Raw genomic sequence first — 16,499 nt, 5'->3', positions numbered from 1 at the left:
GGGGCCTGGACCCCGCCGCGCGCGCCGCCTCACGCCGCCTTGGCGAGGTTCTCGCTGGCCTTGTCCCAGTTCACCACGGTCCACCAGGCCTTCAGGTAGTCCGGGCGGCGGTTGTTGTAGGTGAGGTAGTAGGCGTGCTCCCAGACGTCGTTGCCGAGGATGGGGGTCCCCTTCACCGGCGCCGCATCCATCAGGGGGTTGTCCTGGTTGGGGGTGGAGCAGATGGTCAAGGCCCCGCCGGGCGCGGCCACCAGCCAGGCCCAGCCGGAGCCGAACTGGTTGGCGCCGGCGGTGTTGAACTTCTCCTTCATGGCGTCGAGCGAGCCGAAGGCGCTGTCGATGGCCGACTTCAGCTCGCCGGTGGGCTCCGAGGCGCCGCCGGGGGTCATGATCTCCCAGAAGAAGCTGTGGTTCCAGTGGCCGCCGCCGTTGTTGCGCACCACGGGCGGCAGGGCCGAGACGCCGGCCAGGATATCCTCGATCGACTTGCCCTGCAGCGCCGGGGTGTCGGCGACCGCGCCGTTCAGCTTGTCCACATAGGCCTGGTGGTGCTTGTCGTGGTGCAGGCGCATCGTCTGCTCGTCGATGGTGGGGGCGAGGGCGTCGTAGCCGTAGCCGAGCGGCGGCACTTCGAAGGCCATGGGTGTCTCCCGATCTGATTGCGCGCGTGGGCGCGGCGCAAGGGTTTAGTCCTCCGGGCGGCCCTTGGGTTCCTCAGGCGCGGCGATCTGGCCCTCAGTCGAGGGCCGCAGTGGGGGCGGCGCGGGCGGCCGGCGGCGCACCTTGACCACCGCAGCGTCCAGCGCCTGGAGGAAGCGGGAGCGGTCGGCGGGGGCGAAGGGCGGCGGGCCGGAGGTCGCCTGGCCGAAGGAGCGCAGGTGCTCGGCCACCTCCCGCGCCGCCAGGGCCATGCCGATGGAGGCGGTGTCGAAGGGGCGGCCGGTGGGGCGCAGCGCCTGGGCGCCGGCGGTGAGGCAGCGGCCGGCCAGCGGGATGTCGGAGGTGACCACGATGTCGAGGGGGCCGCAGCGCTCGGCGATCCAGTCGTCGGCGATGTCGGGGCCGGCCTCGACCACCACGCGCTCGATCAGGGGTTCGCGCAGGGGGACGGCGATGTAGGCGTTGGCCACCACATACACCTTCAGGCCATAGCGGCGGGCGACGCGGTAGACCTCCTCCTTCACTGGGCAGGCGTCGGCGTCGATGTAGAGGGTCGGCGCCGCCGGCGGCGCGGAACCCAGAGGTGCGGGCGGGTTGGTCGGGGACGGGAGCTCAGTCATGGCCGGCCGGCCTTCCGGCCCCTCAGTACAGCTCCGTGTTGTCGTCGGCGCCCTGTTCGTGCAGCTCGATGGCGGGGGTGCGCCAGCCGGAACGCTCGCCCCAGAGGTAGAAGCCGAGGCCCATGACCGCCACAACGGCCAGGTCCACGCCGTAGGGGATCAGGCCTGCGCCGCCGAACTCGTGGCTGCCGAGCGCCGAAACCAGGGCCATGCAGGGGAGGTAGGCGATCAGCCACCACGCGCCCCTCAGATGCCGGCCGAAGTCCTTCCAGCCGTGGCGCCACTCCGCCCAAGCGTAGATGGGCGCGGCCACGATCACCAGGGCGATCACCTCGCCGGTCAGCGGCCAGCGGGCCCAGTAGAGGAGAAGGGTGCACAGCGTGAAGGCGACGGGGGCGAACACCTGGATCACGGGGGTGCGGAGCGGCCGCTTCATCTCGGGCGCCACGCGGCGGAGCGCGCCGACGCAGATGGGGCCGATCTGGTAGGAGATGATGGTCGCCACCGAGATCACCGCCGCCAGCGACCCCCAGCCCCGAAGGAAGAACAGGAAGAGGAAGCTCACGCACAGGTTGAGCCACATGGCCGGGCGTGGAATGCCGCTGGCGGTGTGGATGTGGCCGAAGATCTTGGGGAGGGAGCCGCTCTTCTCCATGGCGTAGACCATGCGCGCGGTGGTGGCGGTGTAGGTCATGCCCGTGCCGCTGGGGCTGACGAAGGCGTCGGCGTAGAGCAGCAGGGCCAGCCAGTTCAGGTTGAGGGCCAGGGCCAGCTGGGCGAAGGGCGAGGAGAAGTTCACCGCCGACCAGCCCTGCTTCAGGTCGCCCGGCGGGGTGGCGCCCACGAAGGCCACCTGCAGCAGGATGTAGACCACCGTGGCGATGGCGATGCTGGACAGGACGGCGATCGGGACATTTCGGGAGGGGTTCTTCGCCTCTCCCGCAAGGTTGATCGGCCCCTGGAAGCCGTTGAAGCTGAACACGATGCCGGACGTGGTCACCGCCCCGAAGATGGCTGGCAGGTTCATCGCCGCCTTGCCCGGGTGCAGGCCGACGCCGAAGTTCGCCTTGTGGAAGCCGGCTATGATCAGGGCGACGCCGGTCAAGGCCGGGATTACCAACTTGAAGGCCGTGATGCCGGCGTTGGTCTTGGCGTAGAGCTGCACGCCCCAGTAGTTCAGCAGGAAGTAGACCACCACCAGGACGGCCGCCAGCGCCAGTCCCGTGGGGCTCAGCTCATGGCCGTTGTAGAGCGCGTGAGCCCAGGGATAGGGCCAGGACGCCACGTACTGGGACGAGGCCTCCGCCTCCACAGGCACGGCGGAGGCGATGGAGATCCAGTTCGCCCAGCCGGCCACGAAGCCCACCAGCGAGCCGTGGCTGTAGTAGCCGTAGCGCACCATGCCGCCGGTCTCGGAGAACATGGCCCCCAGCTCGCAGAACACCGTGGCGACGATGGCGATGAAGGCCGCCCCGATCACCCAGGCCCAGACGGCGCCCGGTCCGGCCAACTGGGCGGTGTGCCAAGCCCCGAACAGCCAGCCGGAGCCGATGATGCCGCCCAGCCCCGTCATGGTCAGGGAGATCAGGCCGATGTCGCGACGCACTTTGGAAGCTGGCAAGGGCGCGCTCTAGCTGGCGGATGGAGCTGTACAGTTACGGTGAGGCAAAAAGCGTTGGGCGGCAAGGGGACGCTCCGCCGCCCTTTGCGTTGAGGGGGGATGTCGGACGCGCCGCTGATCCTGACCCTGAAGCTGGACCCCGTGAGCTTTGCGCGGTTCGACGGCTTGCGGCGGGCTCACTTTCCGCCGGCGCTGAACCACATTCCGGCGCACCTGACGCTGTTTCACAAGCTGCCGGGTGAGGGGCTGACGGAGGTGGTGGGCTATCTCGCCACCAGCGCCGCGGTTGGCCCACTCCAACTCCGGGCTACCGGGCTGCGCAAGCTCGGGCGGGGGACCGCCTTCGAGATCACGGGTGCGGAGCTGAAGAGCTTCCGCGCGCGACTGGCCGAGCGATGGGCGGAGTGGCTGACGCCGCAGGACCGCCAGGGCTTCCGACCCCACGTGACGGTGCAGAACAAGGTCGAGCCGATCATGGCCCGCGCCCTCTACGATCAGCTTAGCGACAGCTTTCATCCCTTTGATCTGCAAGGGGTCGGCGTGCTGGTCTGGCGCTATCTGGGCGGTCCGTGGGAGCTGGAGGCGGAGGTGGGCTTCACGTCACCTGCCTGAGCGCCTCGCCGATCTCCTCCACCGCCTCGGGCGTGGTGGCCCAGGAGCACATGAAGCGCACCGTGCCGTCGGTGAAGCGGTAGACGTTCCAGCCCATCGCCCGAAGTCGCTGCAGAGTCGGCTCGCTCATGGCCACGAACACCCCGTTGGCCTCCACCGGGTGGGCGACGGGGAAGGGCATGAGGTCAGCCAGCTTGCTCGCCATGGCGTTGGCGTGGGCGGCGCGGGTCGTCCAGGCGTCCTCGCGCAGCATGCCGATCCAGGGCGCGGAGAGGAAGCGGCCCTTGGACGGCAGCTGTCCGGCCTGCTTCAGCCGCGCATCGAAGCGGCGGGACAGGGCCGGCTCGAACAGCACTACGGCTTCGGAGAGCGGCATGCCGGCCTTCGTCCCGCCCATGACCAGGATGTTGATGCCGAGCGATTTCAGAGCCTTGACGTCGAATCCGGAGGCTGAGGCATTGGCCAGCCGCGCGCCATCCAGGTGCACCGGCAGCCCGCGCGCCTTGGCTTGGGCAGTCAAGATGCCGACGGCCTGGACGGTGTAGACCGTGCCGTATTCGGTGGCGTTGGTGAGCGACAGGGCGGCGGGCGACTGGCGGTAGGAGGCCTCCGGCGCGTCCAAGGCAGACGCCAGCAAAGCTGGATCGATCCGGCCCGAGGCGCCGTCGAGCCCGATCAGGCCGAGGCCGTGGCCGAAGAAGCCGGGAGCGCCGGTCTCGTCGGTCTGGATGTGGGCGTGCCTGTGCGAGAGCACCGACTCGAACGGCCGGCAGAGCGCCGCGCAGGCGATGGCGTTGGCGGCAGTGCCGGAGGCGACGAAGCGCACGTCGGCGTCAGCGTCGAGCAGGGCGCGCAACGCGTCGGCGGCCTGCGCGCTCACCGCGTCCGTGCCGTAGCCGGAGGTGTAGCCGGTGTTGGCCTGCACCAGCGCCTCCAGCGCCTCGGGCGCGGCGCCGGCGGTGTTGTCGGAGGCGAAGTCGTAGCGGGCGTTCGGATTGATCAATTTGGCGCCTGCCCAGTTGTGTTGGACGGCGTCGAAGTACCTGGAGATGTCGATGGCACCATCGGCGGTGCGGGTGCGACCGCTGGATCGTCGTTAAGCTGCCATTTCAGCGGAATTGTTATGGAGGATTGTATAGGCACCCTATCACGTGTCGCGGGTTTGACTCTGAAGAGCTTCGCCGCTTTCAATGAGGATGCTGAAAAACCACATCCGGATGGCGACTCCGAGAGGATGACGCAATCGAACAGTTTTCCTCCGGGAGAAACCTCGCACCGCATCTTCGCTTTGCCACCGCTGCAAACGGGCTTCATGCCGCTGCTCGCAGAGGACATCTAACTTACCGGCCCGACACTTGGACGGCCAGACTCAACAGACTTGCAGTCCGCGCACGTAGTCGCCGCAACAAGCACAAGGGCGGCTTTCAACAAGCGGAAGACGCTCAATTCTAACCTCCTTGATCAAGCCTGTCGGCGTCTCGCAGCGCTGGGAACAGTTTAGCCCATAAGCCCGTCACTCCCAGCGACCCAAACCCGCCGAATAGCGCGGCGCCGACCGGGCCAATCACCCTAGCCACCACGCCGGTCTCGAATTCTCCGAGTTCGTTGGAGGCGCCGATGAAGAGGCCCGACACCGCCGCAACCCTCCCACGCATGGCGTCCGGCGTCACGATCTGCACGAGGGACTGGCGGACATAGACCGAGATCATGTCCGCCGCGCCCAGCGCCGCCAACGCCACGACCGACACCCAGAGCAGCTTGGAAACCGCGAACACCAGGGTGGCCAAGCCGAAGGCGGCGACGCCGGCGAACATCCAGCGGCCGGCGTGGCGGTGGATCTGCCAACGGCTGAGAGCCACCGCCATCAGCGCCGCGCCGATGGCGGGTCCGGAGCGGAGTATGCCGAACCCATGAGCGCCGATCTGCAGCACGTCGCGGGCATAGACCGGCAGAAGCGCCGTGGCGCCGCCGAGCAGCACGGCGAAAAGGTCGAGCGAGATGGCGCCCAGCACGATCTTGTTGGTCCAGACGTAGTGGACGCCTTCGCGGATCAACTCCATGCGCGAGGCGCTCGATCCCGCCGGCTTCGTGTTGGCGCGCAGGGCTGCCAGGCAGAGGAGGGCGATCACATACAGCATCGCCGAGCCCAGATAGGCCGACATGGGCGACAGCGCGCACAGGGCGCCGCCGATCCACGGCCCGATGATGGAGGCGCTCTGATAGCCCAGCGAGTTCCAGGCGATGGCGCGGGGCAGCACCTCGCGCGGCACCAGCATGGGTCCCATCGCGCCCTGCGCCGGCCCCAGGAAGGCCCGGGACGCCCCAAACAGCGCCGCTATCGAGAAGATCGGCAGGAGGCTGACCGCCGGATGCAGCGCCAGGGCCGCCAGCGCCAGCACGGCGACCAGTTCGCCGCCCAGGCAGATCAGGATGATGGCCCTGCGATCCTGGCGGTCCGCGACGGCTCCGGCCACGAAGGTCAAGGCGAACAGAGGCAGGAATTGGACCAGTCCCACCATGCCGACCAAGAAGGCGCTCTGTTCCACGCCGTAGGCGCGCCGGGCGAGGGTGTAGACCTGCCAGCCGATGGTCACGCTCTGGGCCTGGACGGCTAGGGTCGTGAACACCCGACCGCCCCAGAACAGGCTGTAGGCGCGGTAGCGGAAGACCGCCGGCGACGGGTGTGCGGGGGAATCCATGGGGAGGTCCAGCATGGCCGCCGGGCGGGTAGGGTGCAATGTCTGTTGACGGGAAGGACCGCTCTTCCGCAGAAAGGGCCGCCCGCGGCCGAGGCCGCTTCGACCGCCGCCCCTACCATGCCTACTCCGAGCCAGGCGCGCGAACCCGCGCGCGATGTCGCGTCTCCGTCGCCCGATGCGGGTCCTGTGCGCTTCGCCTGTGAAAGGCCGCAGGATAGCGCGGCGGTCGACGCCCTGATCGACCTCGCCTTCGGTCCAGGCCGCTTCGCCAAGACCGCCGAGCGACTGCGCGAAGGCGCGCGCGCCCATTCCAAGATGTCTGTCTGCGCCTGGATGGGAGACGGGTTGGCTGGCGCGGTGCGGCTATGGCCTGCACGCCTCGGCGGCCACCAGGTCGTGTTTCTCGGCCCGATCGCAGTGGAGAAGACGCTCCGTCACCGTGGCCTGGGCGCGGAGCTGGTGGACCAAGCCTGCGCCCGCGCCCGCGCCGCCGGCGAGCAGGTGGTGATCCTGGTCGGCGACCTGGGCTTCTTCGGCCCGCTGGGGTTTCAGCCAGTTCCGGCCGGGCTTGTCGTCCCACCAGGTCCTGTCGACCCACGGCGGCTGTTGTGGACGGCGTTCTCGCCGGGTGCGCTGAAAGGGATGGGCGGCTCGTTGAAGGCGGTCCGCCCAGCTTAACAATAATTCATCCGCGCCTTCGCATCCGGGCGGCGACGTGGAAGCCTCTTGCCGACGAAAGCCGGCGCGACCGGCATACATGTGGCAGGAGCTACGGCCATGGACCTCGGCAGCCTATTCTTCTTCACTTTCCTGGGTGCGGTGATCATCGTGCCGCAGGTGCTGCGCTACATGGAGCGCGGGCGTCTGCACGATACGCTGCGCGCCGCCTACGAGCGGGGCCAGACGGTGCCGCCGGAGGTGATCGCGGCGCTCTCGCCCCGCCGCCGCGTCTACGCCAGCGACTACGCGCCCCTGCCACCGGAGATCGTCGCCGGCTGGCAGCCGCGCCCCGATCCAGGCTCCGGCGTTGCGCCCGAGGCGTCCGTCACGCCGGTTATGTCCATGTCGCCGGTCTTCGTGAGCCAGTCGCGGCGCGACCTGCGGCGAGGGCTGATCTGGCTCGCAGTCGGGCTCGGCCTGGTGGCGGCGGGGGTCGCCTCCTACGCCGGTCTCTACAACATAGGAGGGGCACAGGAGACGCTGTCCCTATTCGCCTCCTTCGGAGCTATCCCGGCTTTCATCGGCCTGACCTACCTGGCGCTGGCCTGGTTCTCACGCGGCAAGACGAAGGCCTGAGTCCGGCCCCGGGCTGCGCCGGTGACCACCTCCCACATCCGGACCGGACTCGCCGACGCCGAGCTGGCCGTCCTGGCACAGGCCGGCGACCGCTCGGCGTTTGGCGAGCTGGTGCGCCGCCACGGCCCGGCCGTGCGCGGCCTCCTGCGCCGGATGGGCGCGCAGCCCTCCCTGGCCGACGACGTCGCCCAGGACGCCTTCCTGGCCGCCTACGAACGCATCGCCGAATTCCGGGGGCAGGGCGCCTTCGCCGGCTGGGTCAAGCGAATCGCCGCTCGGCTCTACATCAAGCGCTGCAAGCGTCAGCTGCGCCTGGCCGAGCTTGGCGCCGCAGATGCCGACACGGCGATGCAGACGCCTGGCGAATCGGCCGCGGGACAGCGGCTGGACCTGGATGGCGCCTTGAAGCTGCTGAGCCCTGCCGAGCGACTGTGCGTCAGCCTTTGCTGCGGAGCGGGTTTCAGCCATGCGGAACTGGCTGAAGCCTTGAAATCGCCGCTGGGCACGGTGAAGTCCCACGTGCGCCGGGGACTGGACAAGATGAAGGCACACCTGACCAGCGAGGTCCCCGAGGGACATCCCTCGGTCAGCGTTGTGAGCGCGAGAGGCGGACATGTCTGATCCCTCCTTCGAGCAGGAGCTCGGCCGGCTGTTCGCCGAGCCGCCACCTCTGACCAGCCACGCAGACTTCACCTTGGCGGTGAAGGCGCGGCTCGATCGGGGATGGGCCATGCGGCGTGTCCTGATCGGCGCGGCGGGCGTGGTTGGCGGGCTGGTGGCTGCAGGTCAGGTGGTGGGCGCCAACCTCGTCCAGCGGGCTGCGATGGCCTCGCAGGGGGCTGACAACCGGGTCCATGACGTGGCCGCCGACCTGCTGGCCCGCGGGGAAGCGACACTTCACCTGCAATCCCTGCCGCTTGGCGGCGAGGTGCTATGGATGGTGGCGGGCCTGGCGGCCATGGGCGTCGCGCTCTTGGCGGCCCGGCTGATGGAGGCGCTCTGACCGCATGGCGGCGGAGGCTGCGACGCCGCGACGCCGCGTCTCTGGCGTCCGCGCCCAAATGACGCCATGAAGCCGCGGCCTTGCAGGGGTCCGACCGGACCCAAGCGCCGCGTTGCGGCGCGGGGCCGCGGCCGGTACGTTCGCGTCGTTGTTGTCCCTTTCCGGTGCGGAGCCTTCACCCCCAGTGGCCGATGTCTTCTACGAGGTCGACGAGCAGCTCCGCTCAGCCCGACTGAAATCCCTGTTCCGCCGCGGCTGGCCCTTCGGCGCCGGCCTCCTGGTCCTGCTGCTCGTCGCCGCCTTGTCCGTTTGGGCTTGGCGCGCGCACGAGGCGGCTGCAGAGGGTGAGAACTCCCAGCGTTATGCTGACGCCATGCAGATCCTGAGCGCCGGCGACGTGAAGACCGGTGAGATCAAGTTCGCCGCCCTAGCCAAGGACGGGACTCCAGCCTACCGCGCCCTGGCGTTGATGCAGCAGGCCGGCATCAGGATGAAGGTAGGCGACGCCCTTGGCGCGGCGGCCCTTCTGGATCAGGCCGCAAGCGCCTCGCACGACAAGATCACCGTGGACGGGGCCAAGCTCCGCGCCGCCTTCCTGCTGATGGACAGTGCGCCGTACGATCGGATCCGGGCGCGCCTTGAACCCCTGACGGGCGCTGGCAGGCCGTTCCACATGCTGGCGCGGGAGGGTCTGGCCGTGGCCGAGCTGGCCAGCGGACGGACCGCCGAAGCCAAGGGTGATCTTCAGGTGCTATCGCTGTCTTCCGATGTGTCCGACGCCGCGCGGGCGCGCGCCCAGGCGGCCTTGGCCATGATACAATCGGGTGCCGGCGCAAACCTAACGGCCATCGCCAAGGCTGCAGTCGGATTGAAACCTGCGCCGCCTCCAGCCACGCCGACGGCGCAGCAGGCCGCAGCGCTCCAGGCCCAGGCTCAGGGCGGCGCACAGACGGGCTCCGCCCCGGCGGATGCCTCCGCTCAGACCTCGCCCGGAGCCACACAATGAGCTTTCGCCGCATCCTGGCTCGTACTATGGCTTTGGGCCTAGTGGGCGTCACGCTTGCGGGCTGCGCAGGTATCCGAACGCCGAGCTTCTTCGGCCTTGGAAACCGCAAGCCCAAGGAACGCGCGGCCGAGGGCCAGCGCATACCAGTGCTAGGCTCCGCAGAGCAGATCCAGGTGTCACCGAACCTGAAGAGCGTGGACTTCAGCGTCCCGCCACCCCAACCCCAGGCGGACTGGCCTCTGCCGGGCGGCAATGCCGAACAGGCGGTGGAGCACCTTGAAGCCGGCGCCACCCTGCGCATCGCATGGCGCCACAGCATCGGAGCCGGCACCACCCGCAAGGCTCACATCACCGCGCCACCCGTGGTCGCTGACGGGCGTGTCTTCACCTTGGACGGCATGGGCGGTGTGGAGGCGGTGGACGCGGCGACCGGCCGTACGGTCTGGCGTGACCAGTTCGCACCGCGCCGGGGCCGCGATACCGAAGCCTTTGGCGGAGGCGTCGCTTACCACGATGGCGTGCTGTTCGTCACGTCCGGCTATCGCTTCATCGCGGCGGTAGATGCGCGGACCGGCGACGTGAAGTGGCGCAACGACACCGTGGTGCCGATCCACGACGCGCCCAACGTGGCGGACGGCAAGCTGTTCGCGGTGGACGTCAGCGACCAGCTGATGGCGCTGGACCTCGCTACCGGCAAGATGCTGTGGACGTTCCAGGGCCTGACCGAGCCAGCGCGCCTGATGGAGGCCTCCAGCCCGGCCATTTCGGGCGAGGTCGTGGTCTCCCCCTTCGCGTCGGGGGAGCTGATCGCCTTCAGCACCCTGAACGGCCAGCAGATCTGGGAGGACACCCTTTCCCAGACCAACCGCAACAACGCCCTGTCGGAGATACGCGACATCGGCGGGCGCCCGGTGATCTATCGCGGCGATGTCCTGGCGGGCAGCCACTCTGGCGTGTTGGCGGCGATCGACCTTCATACCGGCCAGCGGCGCTGGTCGCTTCCCATCGCCACCATCAGCACGCCTTGGCCTGCAGGTGACGTGGTCTACGCCACCGATCAGGGCGGGAAGGTGGTCTGCATCGCCCGCGACTCCGGTCAGGTCTACTGGATCAAGGACTTGAATCTCGGCGTGAAGAAGAAGCAGCGCGCCATCTATTCCGGCCCGGTGCTGGCGGCCAACCGGCTGCTGCTCGTCGACAGCCTCGGTACGCTGGTGGCGTTGAACCCCAAGACGGGGGCGCGCCAAGCCATGCTGAGGCTCGGGTCGCCGGCGTTCCTGAACCCCATCGGGGTGACCGGCACGTTGTATGTACTGACCCAGGCCGGCGAGTTGATCGCCATCCGCTGAGATGCACCCTACGGGTTAAGGGGATTTGCTTGCCACCTTACGCGCCGCACGCGTAAGCCGGGAGCCTCATGCCCCTGAAGCTCGCCATCGTCGGCCGCCCCAACGTGGGCAAGTCGACCCTGTTCAACCGTCTGGCCGGCAAGAAGCTCGCCATAGTCGACGACCGCCCGGGCGTCACCCGCGATCGGCGTGAGGGATCGGGCAGTCTGGGCGATCTCGAACTCGAGCTGATCGACACCGCAGGCTTCGAGGATGTGGATGACGAGAGCCTGCAGGCCCGCATGCGCAGCCAGACCGAGCGGGCAGTGGACGATGCGGACGTGTGCCTGTTCATCTACGACGCCCGCGAAGGCGTCACGCCGCTGGACCGCATCTTCGCCGAGCTGCTGCGCAAGCGCGACAAGCCCATGGTCCTGGGGGCCAACAAGAGCGAGGGCAAGGCCTCGCAGGCCGGTGTCGGCGAGGGCCATGCACTGGGTCTTGGCGAGCCGATCCCGATCTCCGGCGAACACGGGGAGGGGATGAGCGACCTCTATGAGGCGCTGCTGCCCTATTCCGACGCCTTCCGGGACGAACTCACCGACGAGGATCCCGGCAAGCCGGTCCGCATCGCCATCGTCGGCCGCCCGAACGCCGGCAAGTCCACCCTGGTCAACCGCCTGATCGGCGAGGAGCGCATGCTGACCGGACCTGAGGCTGGCATTACCCGCGACGCCATCCCTGTGGACTGGACCTATGACGGCCGGGCGGTGCGGCTGGTCGATACCGCCGGTCTGAGGCGGAAGGCCCGCGTTCAGGAGCAGCTGGAGAAGCTCTCCACCTCCGACACCATCCGCGCCATCACCTTTGCCGAGGTGGTGATCCTGGTCATGGACGCCGCCAACGCCTTCGAGACCCAGGACCTGCAGATCGCCGACTTGGTGGAGCGCGAGGGCCGGGCGCTGGTCTACTGCATCGCCAAGTGGGACCTGGTAGAGAGCCCCCAGACGCGGCTGGCGGAGCTCCGCGAGGTCGCCGAACGTCAGCTGCCCCAGGTGCGCGGCACGCCGCTGGTGACCCTGTCCGCCGAGACCGGCCGCAACGTCGACAAGCTGATGCCCGCCGTCTTCAAGGCCCACGCCAACTGGTCGGTGAAGGTCAAGACGCGCGACCTGAACGACTGGCTGGCCATGGCCGTGCAGCGCCACCCGCCGCCCGCAGTCAATGGAAAGCGCATCAAGCCCAAGTACATGGCCCAGACCAAGGCGCGGCCGCCCACCTTCGTGCTGTTCGCCAGCCGCGCCGACCAGCTGCCGGACAGCTACAGGCGCTACCTGATCAACAGCCTGCGCGAGAGCTTCGACCTGCCGGGCGTGCCGATGCGCATCAGCGTCAAGTCCAACAAGAACCCCTTCGCCGAGGGCGGGGACAAGCACGGCGCCGGCACCGACAACGTGCGGCCAAAGCGCCCGGTCTCGCGCAAGCACGCGCCCACTCGCCAGGTGGGGTCCAGGAACTCGCCCGGAAAGCGGTGACTCCGGCTCTGCCGGTCTGGTGGACCGAGCCGCCGTTTCCCAGCCCGAGGGAGCTGGCCGCAATTAGGCCCGCAGCTTGCCCCCGGTGGCCTTCTCCACCGCGGCGACCACCTTTCCGGACAGGGTCTCGATCTCGGCGTCGGAGAGCGTCTTCTCGCGGGGCTGGATCGTGACCTCCAGCGCCACCGACTTGGCGCCCTCGGCCACGCCCGCCCCCTCGTAGACGTCGAAGACATACACGTCGGCGATCAGCGCCTTGTCAGCGCCGGACGCAGCGCGCACCAGGTCGCCGGCCGGTCGCGCCCCGTCGACCAAGAAGGCGAAGTCGCGGGAGAGCGGCATCAGCGGTGAGAGGTCCAGGGCGGAGCGACCACGCGACCCAACCCGCTTGGACTCGGGCAAGGCCTCCAGCCAGAGTTCGAAGCCGTAGACCGGGCCGGTCACGTCCAGCGCTTTCAGCACGCGCGGGTGCAGCGCCCCGAACTCGGCCAGCACCGTCTTCGGCCCGAGCTGCACCCTGGCGGAGCGGCCAGGATGCCACCATTTCGCCGCCGAGCCCTGGACGACCTGCAGGGAGCCGACCGGCGCGCCGAGCTCCTCCAGCACCGCCATCAGCTCTCCCTTGAGGGTGAAGGCGTCTTCCTTGCCGCCCTCGCTCCAATGACGCGCCGCCTGCGGGACCAGCACGGCGGCCACGGCGGTGCGCTGGCCTTTCGGCGTGTCGTCGGCGAACACCGGTCCGACCTCAAACAAAGCGCAGTCCGCCAGACCTCGCGCGCCATTGCGGCCTACGGCCTGGATCAGGCCGGGCAGGGCGGACGGCCGCATGCAGTCGAGTTCCGAGGCGATCGGGTTGGCGAGCACCAGCGCATCGCCGCCGCCGCCGAACAACCTGGCCAACGTGCGGGATGTGAACGACCAGCCGATCGTCTCTGCATAGCCCGCCGCGGCGAGCGCCTGGCGGGCGGCGCGCACACGGGCCTGGCGCGGCGTGGCCACGCCACCCACCGGCGGGACCGCGTGGGGCAGGGGAGTGGAGGGTAGAGCGGCCAGGCCCACGATCCGCGCGATCTCCTCCACTAGGTCGGCGGCGCCGTCCACGTCACGCCGCCAGCTTGGCGCCTGGACGCGGAAGACCGGGCCGCGCTCCACCTGGAAGCCGAGTCGCTCGAGGATTTCTGCGATCCGAGCCGGGGCGACCTGAAGACCCGTCAACGCCTCCACCTGCGCCGGATCGAAGTCCATCGGCTGGAGTGCGGGCGGCAGGTCGCCTTCCAGCACCGGCGTGGAGGGCTCGCCGCCGCAAAGCTGCAGGATCATGCGGGTGGCGAGCTCAAGCCCAGGCACCACGAAGCCGGGGTCCACACCCCTCGCGAACCTGTACTGGGCGTCCGAGAAGAGCGACAGCTCGCGACCCGTCTGGGCGGTTCGGATCGGGTCGAACCATGCGGCTTCGAGGAACACCTCGGTCGTGGACGCGGACACGCTGGTGGAGACCCCACCCATGACGCCTCCCAGGTCGATGACGCCGCTCTCGTCCGCGATCACGGTCATCTCGGACGTCATCGCATAGGTGCGCCCATCGAGCGCCGCCATCTGTTCCCCGTGCTTGGCGAGGCGTACGGTGAGCGTGTCGCCTGCGATCCTGCCGGCGTCATAGACGTGTAGCGGCCGATCCCGGTCGTAGGACAGAAAGTTGGTCACATCGACCAAGGCGTTGATCGGGCGAAGGCCTATGGCCCGCAGCCGCGTCTGCAGCCACTCCGGCGAAGGACCGTTCGTCACGCCCCGGATCAGTCGGCCGGCAAACAGGGGGCAGGCCTCCCGGTCTTCCAGCACCACCTTGATCGAACAGGGGAATTGTCCGGCCACCGGCTCGACAGGCTGAACCTTCAGCGCGCCGAGACCCACGGCCGACAGGTCGCGCGCGACGCCCGCTACGCCGAGCCAGTCAGGCCGGTTGGGCGTCACCTCGAAGTCGATCACCGGATCGGCGTCGAAGACCTCGGCAGCCGGGGTTCCCACCGGCAGTGCGCCGTCGAGCTCCAGGATGCCGTCGCTTTCCCCGGCGACCTCCAACTCCTTGGCTGAACAGAGCATGCCGTTGGACACCACGCCACGCACCGGTCGCGCCTCCAGCGTGATTCCGCTTCCCGGCACATAGGCTCCCAGGGGTGCGTAGATGGTGGTCAGGCCGGCGCGGGCGTTGGGCGCGCCGCAGACGATCTCCTTGGGGCCATCGACGGTGTCCACCTGGCAGACCCGCAGGCGGTCGGCGTTCGGGTGCTGGACCGCCTCTACCACCTTGGCCACCGAGAAGGGGTTCAGCCCGGCCGAGGGGTCCAGCACATGCTCGACCTCCAGCCCGGCCGCGGTCATGGCGTTCACGATCGCGGACAGGCTCGCGTCGGTGTCGAGGTGGTCCCTCAGCCAGGACAGGGTGAACTTCATAGGGGCAGGCTCGAATAACCGCTCGTCTCAGACGGGCCGCGCGCCTTCTATCCTCATCCCCATGGCCCGGCGAGCCCCTCGCTGCGCACCTCCGCCGCCGCTGCGCTCATCGCTGGAGTTGAATTGGCGCTACGGAGGCGTTTGTACAGGTAGGCGTACAAGCCACAGAATAGGGGGATTTCGACGAACGCGTTGACCGCCGCCGACAGGATGGCGATTCCAGCCTGAAGCGGCGGAAAATGCTGGGAGGCTTCCAGAAGGCCCGCCAGGACGATAGCCGGCAGCAGCAGCAGGACGAAGGCGGCGAATATACGCCACCAGTTGCCGCCTGTCAGTCGCCAGGTGCTGAACACCTGGATGCGTTGGGTGGCGACTGTGGCGGCCGGATACAGACAGATCCGGACGGCCATCCATAGCAGAGCCAGCGCGAACGTCAGGATCAGCAGGGACAGCATCGCCTGCACGTCTGGCGGCAGCGTGGTCGCCGCGGTCGGTACGGCCGTCTGACCGTGGACCGCCACAACCATGGCGATGGTGAAGATGAAGGCGAGCAGAAGGAGGAACAGAACGGCCAGGAAGGCGAAGAGCATCAGCAGCCCTATGGCGCCGAGCAGCCGCAGCTCGGGTCGCCCGAACTGAAAGCCTTGCGGCCCGATGCTGAACTCGGGATCACCGGGATGTTCGTCGGAGAAGGCCAGGCGCAACAGGGCCGCATTGGCCATGAGGCTGCCAAGTAGGGTCGCCACAAGGGTCGATACGCCTGCCGCCCAGCCACCGGCCATGTCGCCGGCGATGTTGAGCAGCATGACCAGGCCCAGCACGCCTGCGACCCGCGGGACGCTGGCGCGCGCGAAGAGGATTGCGGCGCGTACACTCTCCAGAACCGGCGCTCTCGCCGCCATCCTCAACCCCCAAGGCCCGCCTGGACCGCCGCCTTCGCGATGGCCCGAGTCGCTGGGCCATCGCTAAATTCCTGGCTGGCCCAGGGGGCACACCGCAAGTGATTTCCGCCGGTTGCTGGGGGCTGTATCGTGCGGCCATGGCTAATGTTCCTCATAGCGCGCCCATACATGTGATCCGCGCCGGTCTGGCCGGCTCGGAAGCGGCCTGGCAGATCGCCCAGGCAGGCGTGCTCGTCGTGCATGAGATGTGGCCGACGCGCACCCCCGCCGCCTATTTCAGGGAGCCGGAGGCGAGGACGCGGTCTTCCAGCCCATGAACATCAGCTACGGCCTGCTGCCGAAGATCGACGGGACGGCTCACAACGACGGGGCGAGACGCCATCTTTCCGGCGACCGAGTGCGGCCGGGTCAAGAAGCGGGCCATCAATGAGCGCGCCCCACGGGCCCAAAGGCTGGACGGGCGTGACGCGGCTCTCGGCCGGCGCCTGACACACATGCCAGAAAAGTCTCGATTCCAGCAGGGAAAAACGAAGATTTTTGGGAAGGTTTAGTCAGAGTCGTTCAGGGTGATTTCTCACCGGTTTGCCTCAACCTGTCGATTTAAGTGCCGACTTTTCAGCGGAACCTCGCCAAGCGACCAGCCGCCGACCCTGTGCGCGCCTACACGAGAAGATGAACCCTGGTGCGAGTGGTGGACGCGGTAGGGATTGAACCTACGACCCCCGCCGTGTGAAGGCGATGCTCTCCCGCTGAGCTACGCGTCCGC

General features: G+C 68.7%; 14 protein-coding genes, 1 tRNA gene and 3 pseudogenes. 9 read left to right on the top strand and 9 right to left on the bottom strand.

The genetic code is table 11. From position 1 onward, the window contains the following. Positions 1–29: 29 nt before the first annotated feature. From HUV06_RS07645 to HUV06_RS07635, 3 genes and pseudogenes are all read right to left on the bottom strand, one after another. Positions 30–641, bottom strand: coding sequence for a superoxide dismutase (locus HUV06_RS07645; protein ID WP_174300677.1), 612 nt, complete (start codon positions 639–641; stop codon positions 30–32). Positions 642–764: 123 nt separating this feature from the next. Then, positions 765–1,280 (bottom strand): annotated as a pseudogene (locus HUV06_RS07640) (YaiI/YqxD family protein); the annotation flags it as partial. A gap of 22 nt (positions 1,281–1,302) precedes the next feature. Then, on the bottom strand, positions 1,303–2,901 hold the full coding sequence (locus tag HUV06_RS07635; RefSeq protein WP_174300675.1) for an APC family permease: 1,599 nt from the start codon (positions 2,899–2,901) through the stop codon (positions 1,303–1,305). A 99-nt stretch (positions 2,902–3,000) separates the two neighbouring features. On the opposite strand from HUV06_RS07635, the gene HUV06_RS07630 reads away from it, so the two are divergent. After that, complete coding sequence (locus HUV06_RS07630) at positions 3,001–3,513, top strand: 2'-5' RNA ligase family protein (protein WP_174300674.1); 513 nt, start codon at positions 3,001–3,003, stop codon at positions 3,511–3,513. On the opposite strand, the gene HUV06_RS07625 is transcribed toward HUV06_RS07630, so the two are convergent. The 3 genes from HUV06_RS07625 to HUV06_RS07615 form a co-directional block, all read right to left on the bottom strand. Continuing rightward, a complete protein-coding gene (locus HUV06_RS07625; RefSeq protein ID WP_254600970.1) occupies positions 3,497–4,516 on the bottom strand; it encodes a beta-eliminating lyase-related protein in 1,020 nt (339 codons plus the stop codon). The two genes, HUV06_RS07630 and HUV06_RS07625, sit on opposite strands and share 17 nt — an antisense overlap. Further along, the gene (locus HUV06_RS16640) at positions 4,513–4,794 is read right to left on the bottom strand and encodes an energy transducer TonB (RefSeq protein WP_371811022.1); all 282 of its coding nucleotides are present in this window, start codon (positions 4,792–4,794) and stop codon (positions 4,513–4,515) included. The genes HUV06_RS07625 and HUV06_RS16640 overlap by 4 nt, the downstream gene beginning before the upstream one ends. Before the next feature lie 167 nt (positions 4,795–4,961). Beyond that, positions 4,962–6,212 carry an MFS transporter gene (locus tag HUV06_RS07615; RefSeq protein WP_254600967.1) on the bottom strand — a complete coding sequence of 417 codons (1,251 nt, stop codon included), beginning with the start codon at positions 6,210–6,212 and terminating at the stop codon, positions 4,962–4,964. Positions 6,213–6,398: 186 nt separating this feature from the next. Here HUV06_RS07615 and HUV06_RS07610 point away from each other — a divergent pair, with 186 nt between their 5' ends. The 7 genes and pseudogenes from HUV06_RS07610 to der form a co-directional block, all read left to right on the top strand. Further along, positions 6,399–6,890, top strand: coding sequence for a GNAT family N-acetyltransferase (locus HUV06_RS07610; RefSeq protein ID WP_254600966.1), 492 nt, complete (start codon positions 6,399–6,401; stop codon positions 6,888–6,890). 99 nt (positions 6,891–6,989) lie between these two features. Next, a complete protein-coding gene (locus tag HUV06_RS07605; protein WP_174300670.1) occupies positions 6,990–7,508 on the top strand; it encodes a hypothetical protein in 519 nt (172 codons plus the stop codon). A 21-nt stretch (positions 7,509–7,529) separates the two neighbouring features. Further along, a complete protein-coding gene (locus tag HUV06_RS07600) occupies positions 7,530–8,129 on the top strand; it encodes an RNA polymerase sigma factor (RefSeq protein WP_254600965.1) in 600 nt (199 codons plus the stop codon). Then, the gene (locus HUV06_RS07595) at positions 8,122–8,511 is read left to right on the top strand and encodes a hypothetical protein (RefSeq protein WP_174300669.1); all 390 of its coding nucleotides are present in this window, start codon (positions 8,122–8,124) and stop codon (positions 8,509–8,511) included. The genes HUV06_RS07600 and HUV06_RS07595 overlap by 8 nt, the downstream gene beginning before the upstream one ends. A gap of 184 nt (positions 8,512–8,695) precedes the next feature. Beyond that, the gene (locus tag HUV06_RS07590) at positions 8,696–9,517 is read left to right on the top strand and encodes a tetratricopeptide repeat protein (RefSeq protein WP_174300668.1); all 822 of its coding nucleotides are present in this window, start codon (positions 8,696–8,698) and stop codon (positions 9,515–9,517) included. Continuing rightward, a complete protein-coding gene (locus HUV06_RS07585; RefSeq protein ID WP_174300667.1) occupies positions 9,514–10,866 on the top strand; it encodes a PQQ-like beta-propeller repeat protein in 1,353 nt (450 codons plus the stop codon). The genes HUV06_RS07590 and HUV06_RS07585 overlap by 4 nt, the downstream gene beginning before the upstream one ends. Before the next feature lie 68 nt (positions 10,867–10,934). After that, a pseudogene (gene der / locus HUV06_RS07580) lies at positions 10,935–12,374 on the top strand (ribosome biogenesis GTPase Der); the annotation flags it as partial. Positions 12,375–12,443: 69 nt separating this feature from the next. Here der and pheT read toward each other — a convergent pair. Both pheT and HUV06_RS07570 read right to left on the bottom strand, forming a co-directional pair. Continuing rightward, entirely contained in the window at positions 12,444–14,831 is a 2,388-nt protein-coding gene (pheT, locus tag HUV06_RS07575; protein ID WP_174300665.1) for a phenylalanine--tRNA ligase subunit beta, read from the bottom strand. 53 nt (positions 14,832–14,884) lie between these two features. After that, on the bottom strand, positions 14,885–15,733 hold the full coding sequence (locus HUV06_RS07570; RefSeq protein WP_174300664.1) for a hypothetical protein: 849 nt from the start codon (positions 15,731–15,733) through the stop codon (positions 14,885–14,887). Between the two features lie 137 nt (positions 15,734–15,870). On the opposite strand from HUV06_RS07570, the pseudogene HUV06_RS07565 reads away from it, so the two are divergent. Continuing rightward, positions 15,871–15,981: pseudogene (locus HUV06_RS07565) on the top strand (FAD-dependent oxidoreductase); the annotation flags it as partial. A 441-nt stretch (positions 15,982–16,422) separates the two neighbouring features. Here the strand turns inward: HUV06_RS07565 and HUV06_RS07560 are convergent. Continuing rightward, positions 16,423–16,497: transfer RNA gene (locus HUV06_RS07560), tRNA-Val, on the bottom strand. Positions 16,498–16,499 lie beyond the last annotated feature (2 nt).

The sequence above is a fragment of the Caulobacter sp. S45 genome, from assembly GCF_903642205.1.
Classification (GTDB): Bacteria; Pseudomonadota; Alphaproteobacteria; order Caulobacterales; family Caulobacteraceae; genus CAHJWH01.
This window is presented reverse-complemented; position numbering and strand designations above follow the sequence as displayed.